Raw genomic sequence first — 15,942 nt, 5'->3', positions numbered from 1 at the left:
TCGAGCAGCTGGGGGCTGGGATCGTGGAGGTCGGTCGTCGTAGCAGGGAACCGGCCCGGCGGCAGGCGGACGTCGGCGACCTGCGTTGCGACGTCCGTCGGGGTTGACGAGGGGAGCGGGGATGGCCGAGCAGGGCAGGATCGGCACGCGGGACGCGTTCGACGCGGCTGCGGCGGACTTCGCGGCGCTCGGTCGTCACCTCTGGGAGCCCCTCAGCGCCGACGCGGTCGCAGTCGCGGACCCGCAGCCGGGGGAGCGGGTGTGGGACGCGTGCTGCGGCACCGGGGCGTCGGCCATCCCGACGGCTCGTCGCGTCGGAACCGACGGACTCGTCGACGCCGTCGACGTCTCGGGTCCGATGATCCGGGGACTGCGCGACCGGGCGGCCGACCTGCCCCCACTGCACGCGCACGAAGCCGACGTCACGACGTGGGAAGGCGGCGACTACGACCTCGTCCAGTCGGTCCTCGGCATCTTCTTCCTCCCGGACATGGAGGCCGGGACCCGACACCTCCTCCGTGCGGTGCGGCCGTGCGGCCGGGTCGCCCTCACCGTGTGGCGTCGCGGTGCGATGGACCCGGCAGGCGGTCAGCTCGCCCTCGCGGTTGCCGAGGTGACCGAGGCAGAACCGCCGGGTGAGCGCCCGGCCCGTCCGATCGATCGCATCAACCAGCCCGACACCTTCGCGGCCTGGCTACGAGGTCTGGGTCTGTCCGAAGTGGACGTTCTGGTCCGGTCGCGTTCGCTGTCGATGACACCCGAGGTGGCATGGCTGCTGGTCACGGGCTCCGGCTACCGCGGCGCTCTGGCCGAGCTGACCCAGGAGCAGGTCGCCCGGGTCCGCGACCGTTACCTCGCGCGCCTTCACGAGGTCGGCCTGACCGAACTCGACGTCACGACGCTCATCGGCACCGGACGGGTTCGCTGATCATCCGAACGCAGCAGTTCTGCGCGGGCCCGGGTCGGCTGGGTCGGGCGGTCACCTCCGACCCAGCCGGCTCCCCCTTGGTGTGCTGCCGTGCGTTCGGCGGGCCCCAGGCAGGGCGCGATCCAGGGTGGGGGGATCGGTCGGCTCGGGTCATTGGCCGTTCGCGCCGGGAGGGTGGCCGTTCGCGACAGATCGCTCAGCGGCATCGCGGTAAGCGCCGGGCGGGGCTCCGTAGCGGTCCCGGAACCTCCGGCTGAAGTGGGACTCGTCGCGGAACCCCCACCGGAACGCGATGGCGGCAACCGGTTTCCCGCGCTGGGACGGGTCGAGCAGGTCTCGTCGGCACCGGTCCAGGCGTCGGTCCCGGATGTGGTCGACCACGGAGGTCCCCTCGCGCTGGAACAGCCGCTGCAGCGTGCGGGGAGCGACGTTGTGCGCCTCCGCGACGGTGCGGGTGGTGAGCGAGGGATCGGCGAGGTGCTCCTCGATGAACCTGCGCACGCTCCAGAGCAGGGCGTTCTCCCGGGTCTCCGGCGTCACCGCGGAGAGTGATTCGAGCTGGTGGGCCAGGCCGAAGCTGAGCAGGTCGGCGATCACGGAGGTGAGGTGGACGACGAGGTCGGTGTTGCCCGCCAGGTGCTGCCGGTCGAGCTCGGCCATCGCGGACGCGGCCAGCGAGTTCATCGGGTTCCGGCACGACAGCCGCGCTTGGGTGATCCGGTCCCGGGGGCCGCGCAGGTCGAGCATCGGTCTCGGCAGCATCAGGTTGACCACGCGCGCGATCCCGTCGCTCGCCTGACCGGGTACGGGGTGGCCGACGGCGGCGTCGAAGGGCTCGTGCGGGTCGAAGACGACGACCTCCCCCGGGCCGATCTGAGCTCGCTCGTCGCCCTCGGTGATCTGGTTCGTCCCCTCCAGGTGCATCTGCACCTGGCAGAGGTCGGGGTCTGCCTCGCGGATCAACCTCGGCGTGCGCTCGATGTGGGTCGGGTACGCGCTCATCCGCGCCACTGAGCCGCACGGCAGGTCAGTGCGGATCACTTCGCCCCAGTGGTTCACCTTCGACCGCTCCTGGTGGAGGTTCAGCGGAACCACCGTGTCACGGACGATCTGCCGGAGGTACTCGTGCCGGTCCCGCGGGTCCGGCACCGTGTCGGTTCGCAAGGTCACGGTCATCTGTCGATCACTTCCGACTGGCGACGACGCTCGAAGGTCAGATCCTCCCACGGGGGAGAAGCGCCGTGTCCGCCCTGTCCGGGGAACCTCCGCACGGGGGAACCTCGCCGGACTGATCGCTCTCGGACGGTGCCGTTCGGCCGTTCCGGGTGTTAACTTAGCGATCGATAAGGACAGCGGAGTTCTTGGTCGGGGAGGGCGTGTGAGCACAGTGGACAGTGACACCGTTCTGGTGGAGCGGCGCGGAGCCGTGTTGTCGGTGACGCTGAACCGGCCGCATCGCAAGAACGCCATCGACGTCCCGACCTGGGGTTCTCTGCAGGAGGCCCTGCGCGAGGCCGAGCTCGACGAGGGCGTGCGCGCCGTCGTGCTCACCGGGGCCGGGGGCGACTTCTGCGCCGGCGCCGACCTCGCCGCCGGGCGCGACGGGCACCCCCTGGCCCGGATGCACCGGGTCAACGACGTCGCGCTGGCCCTGCACGAGCTGTCCAAGCCGGTGATCGCCAAGGTGCGCGGCGTGGCGGTGGGAGCGGGCTGGAACCTGGCGCTGGGTTGTGACCTCGTGGTGGCGAGCCCGGAGGCGCGGTTCTCGCAGATCTTCGCCAAGCGCGGTCTGTCGCTGGACTTCGGCGGCTCCTGGCTGCTGCCGCGCGTGGTCGGGTTGCAGCAGGCCAAGCGGCTCGCGCTGCTCGGCGAGATCATCGGCGCCCAGGAGGCCCGCGATCTCGGCCTGGTGACCTGGGTCAAGGAGGACGGGGAACTCGACGGCTTCGTCGACGACCTCGCCGACCGCCTCGCGGCGGGCGCCCCGGTGGCGATCTCGCAGAGCAAGGCGATGCTCAACGCCGCAGGTCAGCAGTCCTTCCGCGAGGCGCTGGAGACCGAGGCGCGCAGCCAGAGCGTGAACTTCGCGACCGCCGACGCGCCCGCGGCGTTCCGAGCCTTCGTGAACAAGACCGAGCCGGAGTTCACCGGCGAGTGGTTGCTCGACTGACGTCCCCTTGTGTCGCTGTGGACGTGTGCTTAAGGTCACTGAACGGGCGCTAAGGAGGCTGCATGGACTTCTCACTGCCCAGCGAGCTCGTCGCACTGCTCGGGAAGCTCGACGAGTTCATCGAGAACGAGATCGTCCCGCTGCAGCAGCAGGACGACAACGAGCGGTTCTTCGACCACCGGCGCGAGTTCGCGCGCACCGACTTCGAGGCCGGTGGCACGCCGCGCCCCGAGTGGGAAGCGCTGCTGCGCGAGATGGCCCGCCGCGCCGACGCAGCCGGATGGCTGCGCTACGGTTTGCCCGAGGAAGTCGGTGGCGGAGGCGGCGGCAACTTCGAGATGGCCGTCATCCGCGAGCACCTCGCCGCCAAAGGCCTTGGGCTGCACAACGACCTGCAGAACGAAGCCTCCGTCGTCGGCAACTTCCCCGTCGTGCACATGATGCTGGAGTTCGGGACCGAGGCGCAGCGGCAGGAGCTCCTGCAGCCGATGCTCACCGGTGACGCCCGGCTCGGGTTCGGCCTCACCGAACCCGACCACGGCAGCGACGCGACCTGGCTGGAGACCACCGCCGTCCGCGACGGTGGCGACTGGATCATCAACGGCGGCAAGCGGTTCAACTCGGGCATGCACTCCGCCACGCACGACGTCGTGTTCGCCCGCACCTCCGGGGAGCCGGGTGACGCGCGGGGGATCACCGCGTTCATCGTGCCGACCGACGCACCGGGCTTCTCGGTGGACTTCCACTGGTGGACCTTCAACATGCCCACCGACCACGCCGAGGTGACGCTGCGCGACGTGCGGGTGCCCTCCTCGGCGATGTTCGGTGACGAGGGCGTGGGCCTGGAGCTGGCGCAGTGCTTCGTGCACGAGAACCGCATCCGGCAGGCCGCTTCCGGTGTCGGTGCTGCGCAGTTCTGCATCGACCGCAGCGTCGAGCACGCCCGTGAGCGCGTCACGTTCGGCCAGCCGCTGGCGCGCAGGCAGGCGATCCAGTGGCCCCTGGTGGAGCTGCAGAGCGAGGCCGAGATGGTGCGCGGCCTGGTCCGCAAGACCGCGTGGGAGATGGACCGGCGGCCGAACTTCGAGATCAGCGACAAGGTCTCGATGTGCAACTACCGGGCGAACCGCCTGGTGTGTGACGCGGCCGACCGGGCGATCCAGGTGCACGGCGGGCTCGGCTACACCCGGCACACGCCCTTCGAGCACATCTACCGGCACCACCGCCGCTACCGGATCACCGAGGGCGCCGAAGAGGTGCAGATGCGCAAGGTCGCGGCCTACCTGTTCGGTTTCGCAGGCCCGGGGAAGCGGCCATGAGCGAGCTCGGCGATCGTCTGGCGCAGCGGCTGGGTGAACTCCGCGGGCGCCCGGTGCAGGTGACGCGGCTGGAGCAGGCGAGCGGTGGCGCGAGCCGCGAGACGTGGTTCATCGAGCTCGTCACCTCCGAACGGCTGGTGCTGCGCCGCGACCCGCCCGGCCTGGCCCGGCCGGAGGGCATGGCGCGGGAGGCGGTGGTGCTCGACGCCGCCGCCGAAGCCGGGGTCCCGGTGCCGCGGGTGGTCGACCACAGCATCGACGAGTCCGTGTTGGGCTCACCCTACGTGCTGACCGAGCACGTCGACGGCGAGACCATACCGCGACGCCTGCTGCGCGACGACCGCTACGCCGCCGCGCGCAGCGGGCTCGCCCGCGAACTGGGCCGAGCCGCTGCCCGCGTCCACCGGATCGCGCCGCCGGAAGGCGTGCCCGAGTCCGATCCGCTCGAGCAGCTCGTCGCCGACTACGACGCGCTGGGCGATCCGATCCCGGCCGTGGAGATCGCCTTCCGCTGGTTGCGGGAGAACCAGCCGTCCGAGTCAGGTCGAACGCTGGTGCACGGCGACTTCCGCAACGGCAACCTGATCGTCGACCCGAGCGGGTTGCGAGCGGTGCTCGACTGGGAGCTCGTGCACGTCGGTGACCCGATGGAGGACCTGGGCTGGCTGTGCACCAACGCGTGGCGCTTCGGATCACCGCTGCCCGTCGGTGGTTTCGGCGAGCTCGACGACCTCTTCGACGGTTACGCCGAGATCGCGGGCGTGCGCCCGGACCCGGAGGTGGTGCGCTGGTGGGAGGTCTTCGGCACCACCAAGTGGGGCGTGATCTGCCGGGCCCAAGCCGAGCAGCACCTCAGCGGCGCGCACCCGTCGGTCGAGCTCGCCGCGATCGGCCGCCGGGTCTGCGAACAGGAGCAGGACCTGCTCCTCGCCCTCGGGATCCCCGAGCCGGAACCTCCCAAGCAGGTGGAGAGTCCCGCCTCGGACCTGCACGGTCGTCCGACGGCGGCCGAGCTCATCGCGGCGGCGCGGGACTTCCTGCGCGACGAGGTGCTGGCCGGTGCTGAGGGCCGGATGCGGTTCCAGTCGCTGGTGGCCGCGAACGTGTTGTCCACTGTGGAGCGTGAGTTGCGGCTCGGTGCCGAGCAGGAGCGACGGCACCGCGCACGGCTCGAGGAACTCGGCTTCGCCGATCGTGCCGCCCTGGCAGCGGCGCTGCGGGTCGGTGAGGCGGACCCGTGGAAGCAGGACGTGGCCGCGCTGCTGTGGTCGGAGGTGTCGGACCGGCTCGCGGTCGCCAACCCGAAGCACACCGAGGCGAGGACCAGGGGAGGCAACGGTGCCTGACGAGCTGCGCGAACGCCTGTTGGAAGAACTCATCGGACCCGGTGGCGAGTTCGAGATGACCGATGCCGTCGTGCGCGGCATCCCCATGCGCGTCTACGCGAAACCGCTCCAGACGTTGCGCGACGCGGCGCTGCTCAGCGCTTTCCACGGTGACAAGGACTTCCTCGTCTACGAGGACTACCGCTGCACCTTCAGCGAGCACCAGCGGTTGGTCGCCGGCCTGGCCCGGGCGCTGCGCGAGGAGTACGGCTTGACCGGCGGCGATCGCGTGGCCATCGCGATGCGCAACTTCCCGGAGTGGGCGCCGATCTTCTGGGCCGTCCAGGTGGCCGGGCTCGTCGCCGTCCCGCTCAACGCCTGGTGGAGCGAGGACGAACTGCGCTACGGCATGAGGGACAGCGGCGCGAAGCTGGTCTTCGCCGACCCCGAACGCGCCGCCCTCCTCGGCCGCGAGGTGCCGGTCGTCGAGGTGCGCGGCGGAGAGTCCGGGCCCGGGGTGCGGGCGTGGTCGGACCTGGTCGCGAGCATCCCGGCCGACGTGCACCCGCCCGAGGTCACCATCGACCCGGACGACGACGCCACGATCCTCTACACCTCGGGCACCACCGGACGCCCCAAAGGCGCGGTCGGCACGCACCGCAACCACGTCACCAACCTGCTCAACACGGTGGTCAACCGCAAGGTCGGCATGGCCCTCGAGAACGGTGGCGTCTTCCCGGAACCCGGTCCGGACGACCCGCAGCCGGGCGCGCTGCTGACCTTCCCGATGTTCCACATCGCCGGCATCACCATGCTGTGCTTCACCACCCTCGCGGGCGCGAAGCTCGCCACGATGTACCGCTGGGACCGTGAGCAGGCCGAGGAGCTCATCCGCGACCACCAGCTCAGCAGCGCCGCCGGGGTGCCCACGGTGATGCGCGACCTGGTCGAGAACAGCGAGGCCGTGCACGGGTTGGACGGCGTCACGATGGGCGGCGCGCCGATCCCTCCGGACCTGGTGCAGCGCATCGGCGGGCTCGGCAGCAGCGCCTCGAGCGGCTACGGCTTGACCGAGACGACCTCCACGGTCGTCGGCAACTCGGGCGAGGACTACCAGGAGCACTCCGACAGCGTCGGCCGGCTCATGCCGGGTGCGGAGATCCGCACCGTCGACCCGGCTACCGGCGACGACCTCGGGGACGGGGAGATCGGCGAGCTGTGGTTCCGCGGCCCCAACGTGGTGCGCGGGTACTGGAACATGCCGGAGGCCACCGCGGACGCCTTCACCGACGGCTGGTTCCACACCGGCGACCTCGGCTACACCCGGGACGGCTGGGTCTACGTCGTGGACCGGCTCAAGGACGTCGTGATCCGGGGTGGCGAGAACGTCTACTGCGCGGAGGTCGAAGCGGCCCTGCACGAGCACCCCGCGATCGCCGACGTCGCCGTGATCGGGCTGCCGCACCGCACCCTCGGCGAGGAGGTCTGCGCGGTGGTGAACCTGAAGACGAACGCGGACGTGGAAGAACTGCGCGCGCACGTCCGGAAGCGCTTGGCGGGGTTCAAGGTTCCGGCGCACGTGGTGGTGCGCGAGGACCCGCTGCCGCGCACCGCGACCGGCAAGGTCCTCAAGCGCCGCCTGCGCGAGCAGATCGTGCAGCAGGGGTGAGCGTGGTGGCACTGCCAGGCATCGAACGGGAAGCGGTCACCCGCTGGCTCGCCGAGCGCGGCGTGCCGGCACCGGTGGAGTTCTCGCTGGTCTCGGGCGGCAGGTCGAACCTGACCTACCGGGTCACCGGCGCCGATGGGGAGGTGCGTGCGCTGCGCCGGCCACCCACCGGGGGAGTGCTCAGCACCGCGCACGACATGAGCCGCGAGTGGCGGTTCATCTCCGCGCTGCACGGCACCGACGTCCCAGTGCCCACCCCGCTCGCGTACTGCGAGGACACCGAGGTCACCGGCGCGACGTTCTACGTGATGGACTTCGTCGACGGCACCGTGCTCGCCGACCGCGACTCCACCGCCGGGTTCTCGCTCGACGCGCGGGCGCGGGCGGGCACGGCGACCGTGGAGTGCATGTCCGCGTTGCACAACCTCGACCCCGACGCCGTCGGGCTCGGTGACGTGGCCCGCCGCGACGGCTACCTCCAGCGACAGCTGCGGCGCTGGCAGAAGCAAGTCCACGCCTCCGGAGCACCTGACCTGGCGCTGCTGGACGAGGTGCACGACGCGCTGGCCGCCAACGTCCCCGAGCAGACCACCGGCATCGTGCACGGCGACTTCCGGCCCGGGAACCTCTCCTACGGCGCCGACGGGGAGGTCCTCGCCGTCTTCGACTGGGAACTGGCCACGCTGGGCGAACCCCTGGCCGACCTCGGCTGGCTCATCGCCACCTGGGAAGAACCCGGCGACGACTACGCACCGGTCACACCAGGCCCCACGGCCGAACCGGGGTTCCCGAGCCGTGACGACCTCATCGCCCGCTACGCCGAGCTCACCGGCCGCGACCTGTCGGACCTGCCGTTCTACGTGGCGTTCCAGCGTTGGCGCTCCTGCTGCATCACCGCAGGCGTCCGCGCGCGCTACGAAGCGGGGCACATGGGCGACGACGGCTACGACGTCGGAGAACGAGCCGACGCCGAACAGCGCCAAGCCGAACTGGCCTGGCGAGCGGTGAAGGACCTCCGTTTGCGCTAGGACTCAGTCGAGGGCGTCGCGGATCTCGCGCGGGAGGTGCTGCAGCAGAGCGGGTTCCAGCGTCATCGCGCGGAACGCCAAGGCCACGGTGGTGTCGTGCTCGGGCCGGTGCACGACCTCCACCGGGTCGCCGGCCTCGACGTCCCCCGGCTCGATCACGCGCAGGTACGCACCTGGCTTCGCCGCCCGCAGGAACTGCTTGATCCACCCGTCACGCCCTGTCCAGCCCTGGAAGGTCGCGCACGGGATCCGCGGACCGGACACCTCCAGGACGACGTCCTGACCGATGCGCCACCGCTCGCCGATGAGCGCCCCGTTCACGTCGAGACCGCTGGTGGTGAGGTTCTCGCCGAAAAAGCCGTGCGGGAGCGGTGTTCCGAGTTCGGACTGCCACTCGTCGAGGTCTTCGCGGGCGTAGGCGTAGACGGCTTGGTCGGTGCCTCCGTGGTGCGCGACGTCGTAGACGCGGTCTCCCGCGAGGCCCACTGCACCAGTGCCCTTGGGCCCGGGCGCGCGGACGGACACCGGCCCGACCACCGGCCGTTTGTCGATACCGGTGGTGCTGACCTTCTTCCAGCGGTTCGGCCGAGGCCGACCGACGTTGACCGACAACACCTCCACCCGTCGACCGTATGCCCCGAACCACGCCCGACGCGACCGAATTCTCAGCTCGGGAGACCACGCGACAGGCGCCGGGCGAAGAAGCGGCTCGCGGAGTCGGCTTCAGAAGCCGGGACACCGGTGTGCCCGCCCATGTTGGCGTGCAACGTCCTCTCCCGGGAACCGAAGGCGTCGAAGAGGTTGAGCGCCTGCTGCCGGTCGTTGCCCTCGTCGTCCCACTGCAGCAGCACCAGCAGCGGGATGAAACACCTGCCTGGCTTCCTCGAAGGTGGCGCGCGGCACGCAACTCCCGGCGAACAGCTGTGCGGCAGCGATCCGGGGCTCGACCACCGCCAGCCGGACACCGATGGCGATGGGCCCGCCCGAACACCCGACCGGGCCATCGACCTCGGGCAGCGCGAGCAGCAAGTCGATGGTCGCCCGCCACTCCGGCACCGCTCGTTCCACCAGCGGTGGAACGAGCCGTTCGACGATCTCGTCAACCTGTCGACCCGCCTCCACAGCCTGCCGCAGGTCGGCCCGCGCCCGGTCGGCTTCTGCGGAACGCGGGCGGTCGCCGCTGCCAGGCAGCTCGAGGGTCGCTGCGGTGAACCCCGCCGCCACGGCGTGCCGCGCCCGACCGAGCAGCCGCGGGTACATCCGGTCCAGCCCACCGGGGTGACCGACCAGGATCAACGGGCCGGACGCCGATTCGGGAGTCCACAGGAGGCCGGGAACAGCGCCGAGGGAGAACCCGCGCTCGACGACCCCGTCGTCGAAGCGTGTTCCAGGGTGAACTGCATGGTCGTTCCTTCCGGAAGTGCGCTCCACGGCGCTCCCGGACGACCTACCGCCCGACCGCGACCTCGACGAGGAGCGCCCACGTCACCACGTTCACGGGGACACCTCCTCAACGGCCTCGTGGAACGTAGCAACACGATCGCAAGAGGTCCACCGAACTTCCTCCGCAGGGGAGGCACCGAGCGCGAGTTCGGGGGTTACCCCTGATGCCGCAGGGCTGCGGCTGTGGTGCGGTTTCACCATGGGCAACCTCGTGACGCGCGTGTTCGACAAGGCGTTCGGTCGTCCGCAGGGGTGGATGGGCTGGGCCGGTGGGTCGGTCATGGCGCTCCTCAACGTCGAACAGGAGCGTTGGGCCGTGGACCGAGCCGCGCTCCAGCCGGGCGAACGGGTGCTGGTCGTTGGCCACGGTCCTGGAGTGGGACTGCGGCTGTGCGCCGACGCGGTCGGTCCAACCGGTCACGTGCTCGGCGTCGATCCCTCTGCGACGATGCGCGAGATGGCCGCCTCGCGGTGCAGGGTGCAGGTCGAGGCCGGTGTCGTGGAGGTGCGCGACGGGTCCGCGGAGCGGACCGGGAGAGCCGACGCGTCGTGCGACGCCGCGATCTCGGTCAACAACGTGATGCTGTGGAACCGCGGAGCGGGGTTCGCTGAGCTCTTCCGCGTCCTGCGCCCGAACGGCCGCCTGGTGCTCACGGTCCACCGGCACGTCCTCGACGTCCCGCCGCGCACCCTGCGGAGCGACGCCGAAGCGGCCGGTTTCAGCAACGTCGGGCTCACCGCCCGGCCGCGACGGCTCGGCAGCCCGGCCATCGAACTCGTCGCCACCCGTCCGGCGAGCTGACTTCGGAGGCTCAGACCGTGGCTGGTTCGTCGGTCGGGGCCGCCTTCGCCGGCTGGTCCCTGCGGTGGTCCGCAGGCATCAGCACGGCCAGGACGACCAAGCCTGCTGCGATGACCGCCAGCAGGGCGAAGACGATGTGCAGGGCCGACATCAGGCCTGGTCCCGCCGGTGTTCCGTCGGCGGCAGCGGTGGTGCGGGCGTTGATGACCGCTCCGCAGATCGCCACGCCCACGGCCGACCCCAGGGAGCGGGCGAACATGTTGACGCCGGTGACCGCGCCGCGCTCGCTGAAGGTGGTCGAGGACTGCGAGGCGATCAGCGTCGGGACCGCGGTCAGGCCCATGCCCACCCCGATCACGAACGTGAAGGCACCGACCACGAACACCGACGACTGCTCGTCAAGCAGCAGCGTGAGAGCGGTGCCCGCCAGAACGAACGACGCACCGATCATCGACGTGTAGCGGAAGCCCAGCGCGAGGTAGACCCGTCCGGCGTTGGTCGCCGCCAGCGGCCATCCGACCGTCATCGCGGCCAGGGCGAAACCGGCGATCAGCGGGCCGAAGCCCAGCACGCCTTGCCCGTAGATCGGTACGTAAGTCGACAGACCCAGCACGATGACGCCGACCAGCAGTGCGACGGCCGTGGGCACGCCGATCACGCGGCGGCGCAGCAGCCGCAGGTTCAAGATCGGGTGCGAGGAGCGCAGCGCGTGGACCGCGAAGGCTGCGAGCAGCAGCACCGCCACCGCGAAGATCACCACCGAGGTCACCGACGTCCACGCCCAGCTGGTGCCGCCTTCGAGCAGGCCGAGCAGCATGGAGGTGCTGCCGCCGGTCAGCAGTGCGGCGCCCAGGTAGTCGATCGGTTCGCGGTCGCCTTCGCGCGCGGACTCGTGGTACTTGAGCAGCAGCATCGCTGCGGCGGCGAAGCACAGCGGCAGGTTGATCCAGAAGATCCAGCGCCAGCTGACGAACTCGCTGAACACACCACCGAGCGTGGGGCCGACGACCGACGAGATCGCCCACACCGAGGCCAGGTAGCCCTGCGTCTTCGCGCGCTCCTCCAACGTGTAGATGTCGGCGGCGATCGTCAGCGACACCGGCATCACCGCACCCGCGCCCAAGCCCTGGAGCACGCGACCGACGATCATCGCGGGCATCGACCACGCGGCGCCGCACAGCACGGACCCGATCAAGAAGAACCCGACACCGGCGAGCATCAGCCGCTTGCGGCCCAGCACGTCGGCGAGCCTGCCGAACAGCGGAGTGCTCACCGCCTGCGCCAGCAGGTAGGCCGAGAACAACCACGGGACCTGGGCGAAGCTGCCGAGATCGCGGGCGATCGTGGACGAGGCGGTGGCGATGATGGTCGCGTCCAACGCCACCAGGGCCGTGGACAACATCAGCGCGAGCAAGATCGGGCCGCGCTCGGAGCGCAGACCGACACCGGAAGACGAAGCGGGCACGACCCCTACAAGACACCGCGAGCCGCAAATATTCCTGATCCGCGCGTTCGCACGTTGCCCGATTTCCGCAGAAGTCCTTGCGGCACGGTGAAGGCGAGGCAGGAGGCGGTCCTCGCGGCGCCGTCAAGCCGTGGAGCATCGCGAGGTTGGGTGATTCATCCGGTTCGAGAGTCTCTCGGCTCCTACGGCGAACTCGGACGTCCGCGCCGGGCAGGATGCTCGTCGGCACCGTGGCGCGAGCACAGGCGGTCGGGGTGCGGCGGGTGTCGAGGCTCAGGTGAAGTCGTGCTCCTGTTCGAGGTCGCGAGAAGCCCAGCCGCGCGGAGGGCCAGGCGGGCGGCTCGGCCGGTGGTCGCGATCGTCCACGACTTCTCCGGCCGGGCGCAGAACGGGCGCACCGTCGAGGCGCTGTGCCAGGCGGGAGCTGCCCCGCGCGTCCGACGACCACCACGTCGAGGACGGGTTCCGCTCGCCGGAACGGTCGTCACGATCGTTCTCGTGAACACCCGTTTGCCGCTCGACTGGCTCCGTGCGGACTCCTAGCGTCACTGCGTGACGATGGCCGCTGCCCCGTGATGTCCACAGTGGAACAGACGGGGGGTGGTGCCGGGACGGGCAGAGGAGCCTTCCGTGGTCGAGTCGAAGCCGATCAGCACCACGTCCGACGACGCTCCCGCCGCGCCGCCGCCGACCTCGTTCTTGGGCTACCTGATGTCCTTCGGGCCCGGGATCGTGATCGCGCTCAGCTGGGTCGGCACCGGCGACCTCGTCGACAACTCCGTCGCCGGCGGCAACTACGGGTACGCGCTGCTGTGGGTGCTGCCGCTGTCGCTGGTCTTCCGCTTCCTGTTCGTCAACAGCCTCGCGAAGTACCCGCTCTACAACGTGCAGCGGGACTCCAGCATCGTGCGCGGTTTCGCCCGCACGCACCCGGTGTTCGGGTGGCTGATGCTGATCTCCTTCGTGCTCTACACGCACCTGCTGCTGGCGTTCAGCCTCAGCGGTGTCGGAGTCGCGCTGCACGGGTTGTTCGGTGGCCTGCCGACCTTCTGGTGGTCGGTGATCGGGGCGGTCTCGGTGTTCGCGGTGACCTTCCGCGGTGCCTACCGCGTCCTGGAGGGCACCTTCAAGGTCGTGCTCGCGGTGATGGTGGCGGCGTTCGTCGTGGGTGTCGTCATGGTGGGCGTCAACTGGCCCGAGCTGGTGCGCGGGTTCGCCTTCGAGCTGCCGCCGCAGAGCGGGCTGTTCGACTCCTCGCTGGTGGCGTCGAGCCTGGTCCTGGCCACGCTCGGTTCCATGGCGAACCTCTTCTACCCGCAGTTCTTGCGCGAGAAGGGCTGGGTGACCCCGGCCTACCGCCGCGTGCAGCAGTACGACCTGCTCTTCGGTTCGGTGGTGGTGCTCTTCCTCGGTGTGTGCGTGTGGGCGCTCGGGGCGGAGGTGCTCAGCACGGGGGAGGGGGTCGACGAGGCCTCCGACATCGCCGGAGCGCTGGGCACCGCGATCGGCCCGATCGGCAGCCACCTGTTCTACCTCGGCTTGCTGGGCGCGGCGTGGACCACGGTCGCCGGATCGCTGTTCGCGCTGAGCAAGATGAGCGTCGAAGCGCTGCACACCGTGCGCCCCGGCCGCCGCGAGCGGGTCGGCGACGACCCGCGCCGGGACGTCTTCTACAAGGTGGTGGTCGTCTGGGGCCTGGCCGCGATCGTCTGGTCCTCGCCCGCCGCACCGGGGTTCGTCGTGCTCGTGGTGATCTCCCACGTGCTGACCTCACCGTTCCTGCTGATCATCGTCGTCGGTCTGATCGCGATGCTGAACAAGCGCCGGATCATGGGCGACAACGTCAACACGTGGAAGGAGAACCTGGCGCTGGTCGTCGTGGCGCTGCTGGTCAGCGCAGCGGCCGTGCAGGGGTTCGCCGAAGTCCTCGGGTTCTGACCTGGAGGCCGGCCGGTTCCCTCCACTGTGGAGGTGCCCGTGCGTCGGCCCGATGTCGTGCTCCTGCGCCGCTCCGCGCCCGGCGCTAGCCTGCGGTGGTGCTCGTGCAGCGGTTGCAGGCGCTGGCCCTGGTGGTCGGGCCGGTCATCTTCGCGGCGTCACCGTTCTTCTGGGTCGATGGCCACTACGGCGTCACAGGTGGCGTGTTGATCGCAGTCTCCACCGTGCCTTGGGTTTTCGGGCTGATCGGGGAGTACGAACGGTTGCGCGAACACGCACCGGTCGCGGCGGGCCTGTGGTTGTTGCTGCTGCTGGCCGGGATGCTCGGAACCGTCGCGTTCGGCCTGCAGGGCTTCTTCGAGGGTGCGTTCGGCCTGCACGACCGGGTCGGGTTGGCGCGCTTCGACGACTACCCACCGCTGAGCCTGCTCGTGCTGTGGTTGCCCGGACCTGCCTTCCCCGCGGCCATGTTCGTGTACGGCGCACTGCTGCTGTGGACCCGCGCGGCGCCGCCGTGGGACACCGCGTTGATCTGCCTGGCAGCGGTCGCTTTTCCGCTCGGTCGGGTGCTGCGCTGGGAATGGGTCGCCTACGTCGTCGACGTGCTGGTCATCGTCGCCTTCACCCACCTCGCTCGGCGAGCCTGGCAGCGCACGAGAGAGCCGGCCGGAAGACCGAATGGCACGTGACCGCCCGTGGAGTTCCAATGGTGTCACGGCGTTCGCCTAGTGATCGAGGTGTCCGATGGACCTGCAGTTCCTGCGTCCACTGTTCGAGTGCCAGGGCGATGTCGAGTCCGTCCACCTCGACACCGGCCGCGGTGCCGTTGACGCGGACAAGCAGATCGAGCTCCGCTGGAGGTCCGCCCGGCGCACGCTCGCCAAGCAGGGCGCTCCCACCGGGTCCTTGGCGGCTCTGGACGAGGTGGTGGGAGGAGCCCGGGACGTGCCCGGGCCGCAGGGCGAAGCCCTGTTCAGCTCGGACGGGCAGGTCCTCGGCGTGCACACCATGGCGGAACCGCCGCGCAGCGACAGCGCCCTGCACCTGCCGGTGGCCGACCCGCTCCAGCTGGCCCTCGACCGGGACCACCAGCTCGCGCACGTCGTGGTCGCGGTCGACCGCGAAGGAGCCGACGTCGACGCCTACCCGGCCGCGGCCACGGCACCGTCGTTCCAGCGCACCTTCAACGGTTCCACGCTGCACATCACGCGGGTGCGGGCAGGCGCGGTTTCGCACGCCGCCTACCACCGGCGTTCAGTCAACCTCTGGTCGGAGAACACCGAGCAGGTCGCCGAGGACGTCCGACAGGCGGCCGAGGAGGTCGATGCCGCGGTCATCCTGATCGCCGGCGACCCGAAAGCCATCGGACTGCTCCGCCAGCACCTCGCGACAGCTCCTCCGTCCGGACGCATCGTCTACGTCGAGGGCGGCCGCACCGACCAGTCGGCCGTCGACGGGCTGCGGGCGAGCGTGGACGAAGCGATGCACGAGGCGATGGTCGAGAGCCACCGAGAGGTGCTCGACACGCTCGAAGCGGAACTCGCCGGTGGGCAGGCCCTGCGGGGCATGAACCCGGTGATGGAAGCGCTCTCGGAGGGCCGGGTCGACACGCTGTTGCTGGCGGCCGACCGAACGGGCGATCCGAACCTCGTGGCTTCGCGACGCGACCCCGTGCCGGTGGTCAGCGATGCGACCGCGCTCGGCGACGACGCCACGGCCTTCACCGCGCCCGCGAGCGCCCTGCTGCTGCGGTCGGCGGTGCACAGCAACGCGCAGTTCACCGAGATCCTGCCCGACGTCAGCGTCGAGGACGGCGTTGCGGCGATCGTGCGCTACTGAGCCCGGGCGCACCCGG

14 protein-coding genes are annotated in these 15,942 nt (G+C 70.5%); 10 read left to right on the top strand and 4 right to left on the bottom strand.

Annotated elements, in window-relative coordinates:
• The first annotated feature begins 121 nt into the window (after window positions 1–121).
• Entirely contained in the window at window positions 122–928 is an 807-nt protein-coding gene (locus EIL87_RS18480; protein WP_125091813.1) for a class I SAM-dependent methyltransferase, read from the top strand.
• Between the two features lie 150 nt (window positions 929–1,078).
• Here EIL87_RS18480 and EIL87_RS18475 read toward each other — a convergent pair whose 3' ends face one another.
• Window positions 1,079–2,098, bottom strand: a complete 1,020-nt coding sequence (locus EIL87_RS18475) for a helix-turn-helix domain-containing protein (RefSeq protein WP_158628665.1) — start codon at window positions 2,096–2,098, stop codon at window positions 1,079–1,081.
• Between the two features lie 208 nt (window positions 2,099–2,306).
• Here EIL87_RS18475 and EIL87_RS18470 point away from each other — a divergent pair, with 208 nt between their 5' ends.
• The 5 genes from EIL87_RS18470 to EIL87_RS18450 all read left to right on the top strand — a co-directional run bounded on the left by EIL87_RS18470 (window position 2,307) and on the right by EIL87_RS18450 (window position 8,439).
• A complete protein-coding gene (locus tag EIL87_RS18470) occupies window positions 2,307–3,098 on the top strand; it encodes an enoyl-CoA hydratase/isomerase family protein (protein ID WP_233576358.1) in 792 nt (263 codons plus the stop codon).
• Window positions 3,099–3,160: 62 nt separating this feature from the next.
• The gene (locus EIL87_RS18465) at window positions 3,161–4,417 is read left to right on the top strand and encodes an acyl-CoA dehydrogenase family protein (RefSeq protein ID WP_125091811.1); all 1,257 of its coding nucleotides are present in this window, start codon (window positions 3,161–3,163) and stop codon (window positions 4,415–4,417) included.
• Window positions 4,414–5,763: a phosphotransferase family protein gene (locus EIL87_RS18460; protein WP_125091810.1), complete on the top strand. Its 1,350-nt coding sequence runs from the start codon at window positions 4,414–4,416 to the stop codon at window positions 5,761–5,763. Before EIL87_RS18465 ends, EIL87_RS18460 begins: the two co-directional genes overlap by 4 nt.
• Window positions 5,756–7,411 carry a class I adenylate-forming enzyme family protein gene (locus EIL87_RS18455; RefSeq protein ID WP_199740498.1) on the top strand — a complete coding sequence of 552 codons (1,656 nt, stop codon included), beginning with the start codon at window positions 5,756–5,758 and terminating at the stop codon, window positions 7,409–7,411. Before EIL87_RS18460 ends, EIL87_RS18455 begins: the two co-directional genes overlap by 8 nt.
• Before the next feature lie 5 nt (window positions 7,412–7,416).
• On the top strand, window positions 7,417–8,439 hold the full coding sequence (locus tag EIL87_RS18450) for a phosphotransferase family protein (protein ID WP_158628664.1): 1,023 nt from the start codon (window positions 7,417–7,419) through the stop codon (window positions 8,437–8,439).
• A 3-nt stretch (window positions 8,440–8,442) separates the two neighbouring features.
• On the opposite strand, the gene EIL87_RS18445 is transcribed toward EIL87_RS18450, so the two are convergent.
• Window positions 8,443–9,060, bottom strand: a complete 618-nt coding sequence (locus tag EIL87_RS18445; protein WP_125091808.1) for an MOSC domain-containing protein — start codon at window positions 9,058–9,060, stop codon at window positions 8,443–8,445.
• Window positions 9,061–9,104: 44 nt separating this feature from the next.
• Window positions 9,105–9,290 carry a hypothetical protein gene (locus tag EIL87_RS27960; RefSeq protein ID WP_407690554.1) on the bottom strand — a complete coding sequence of 62 codons (186 nt, stop codon included), beginning with the start codon at window positions 9,288–9,290 and terminating at the stop codon, window positions 9,105–9,107.
• Window positions 9,291–10,081: 791 nt separating this feature from the next.
• Here EIL87_RS27960 and EIL87_RS18435 point away from each other — a divergent pair.
• On the top strand, window positions 10,082–10,684 hold the full coding sequence (locus EIL87_RS18435; RefSeq protein ID WP_125091807.1) for a methyltransferase domain-containing protein: 603 nt from the start codon (window positions 10,082–10,084) through the stop codon (window positions 10,682–10,684).
• A 10-nt stretch (window positions 10,685–10,694) separates the two neighbouring features.
• Here the strand turns inward: EIL87_RS18435 and EIL87_RS18430 are convergent, their stop codons facing one another.
• Window positions 10,695–12,149 (bottom strand): MDR family MFS transporter, encoded by a 1,455-nt coding sequence (locus EIL87_RS18430; RefSeq protein WP_233576357.1) that lies wholly within the window; start codon window positions 12,147–12,149, stop codon window positions 10,695–10,697.
• Between the two features lie 630 nt (window positions 12,150–12,779).
• Between EIL87_RS18430 and EIL87_RS18425 the strand changes: the two genes are divergently transcribed.
• The 3 genes from EIL87_RS18425 (at window position 12,780) to EIL87_RS18415 (ending at window position 15,926) form a co-directional block, all read left to right on the top strand.
• Window positions 12,780–14,087: an Nramp family divalent metal transporter gene (locus tag EIL87_RS18425; protein ID WP_125091806.1), complete on the top strand. Its 1,308-nt coding sequence runs from the start codon at window positions 12,780–12,782 to the stop codon at window positions 14,085–14,087.
• 98 nt (window positions 14,088–14,185) lie between these two features.
• A complete protein-coding gene (locus EIL87_RS18420; protein ID WP_125091805.1) occupies window positions 14,186–14,776 on the top strand; it encodes a hypothetical protein in 591 nt (196 codons plus the stop codon).
• Between the two features lie 55 nt (window positions 14,777–14,831).
• Window positions 14,832–15,926: a baeRF2 domain-containing protein gene (locus tag EIL87_RS18415; protein WP_125091804.1), complete on the top strand. Its 1,095-nt coding sequence runs from the start codon at window positions 14,832–14,834 to the stop codon at window positions 15,924–15,926.
• The last annotated feature ends 16 nt before the right edge of the window (window positions 15,927–15,942 follow it).

The sequence above is a fragment of the Saccharopolyspora rhizosphaerae genome, from assembly GCF_003931915.1.
GTDB classification, from domain to species: Bacteria; Actinomycetota; Actinomycetes; order Mycobacteriales; family Pseudonocardiaceae; genus Saccharopolyspora; species Saccharopolyspora rhizosphaerae.
The sequence above is the reverse complement of the archived record's forward strand: the minus strand, read 5'-3'. Positions and strand labels throughout refer to the sequence as shown.

What these genes read in the sequence shown, in the direction of transcription:
- EIL87_RS18465 (WP_125091811.1), top strand. Translation starts at nt 3,161, where the DNA reads ATGGACTTCTCACTGCCCAGCGAGCTCGTCGCACTGCTCGGGAAGCTC.
- EIL87_RS18435 (WP_125091807.1), top strand. Translation starts at nt 10,082, where the DNA reads ATGGGCAACCTCGTGACGCGCGTGTTCGACAAGGCGTTCGGTCGTCCG.
- EIL87_RS18480 (WP_125091813.1), top strand. Translation starts at nt 122, where the DNA reads ATGGCCGAGCAGGGCAGGATCGGCACGCGGGACGCGTTCGACGCGGCT.
- EIL87_RS18415 (WP_125091804.1), top strand. Translation starts at nt 14,832, where the DNA reads ATGGACCTGCAGTTCCTGCGTCCACTGTTCGAGTGCCAGGGCGATGTC.
- EIL87_RS18460 (WP_125091810.1), top strand. Translation starts at nt 4,414, where the DNA reads ATGAGCGAGCTCGGCGATCGTCTGGCGCAGCGGCTGGGTGAACTCCGC.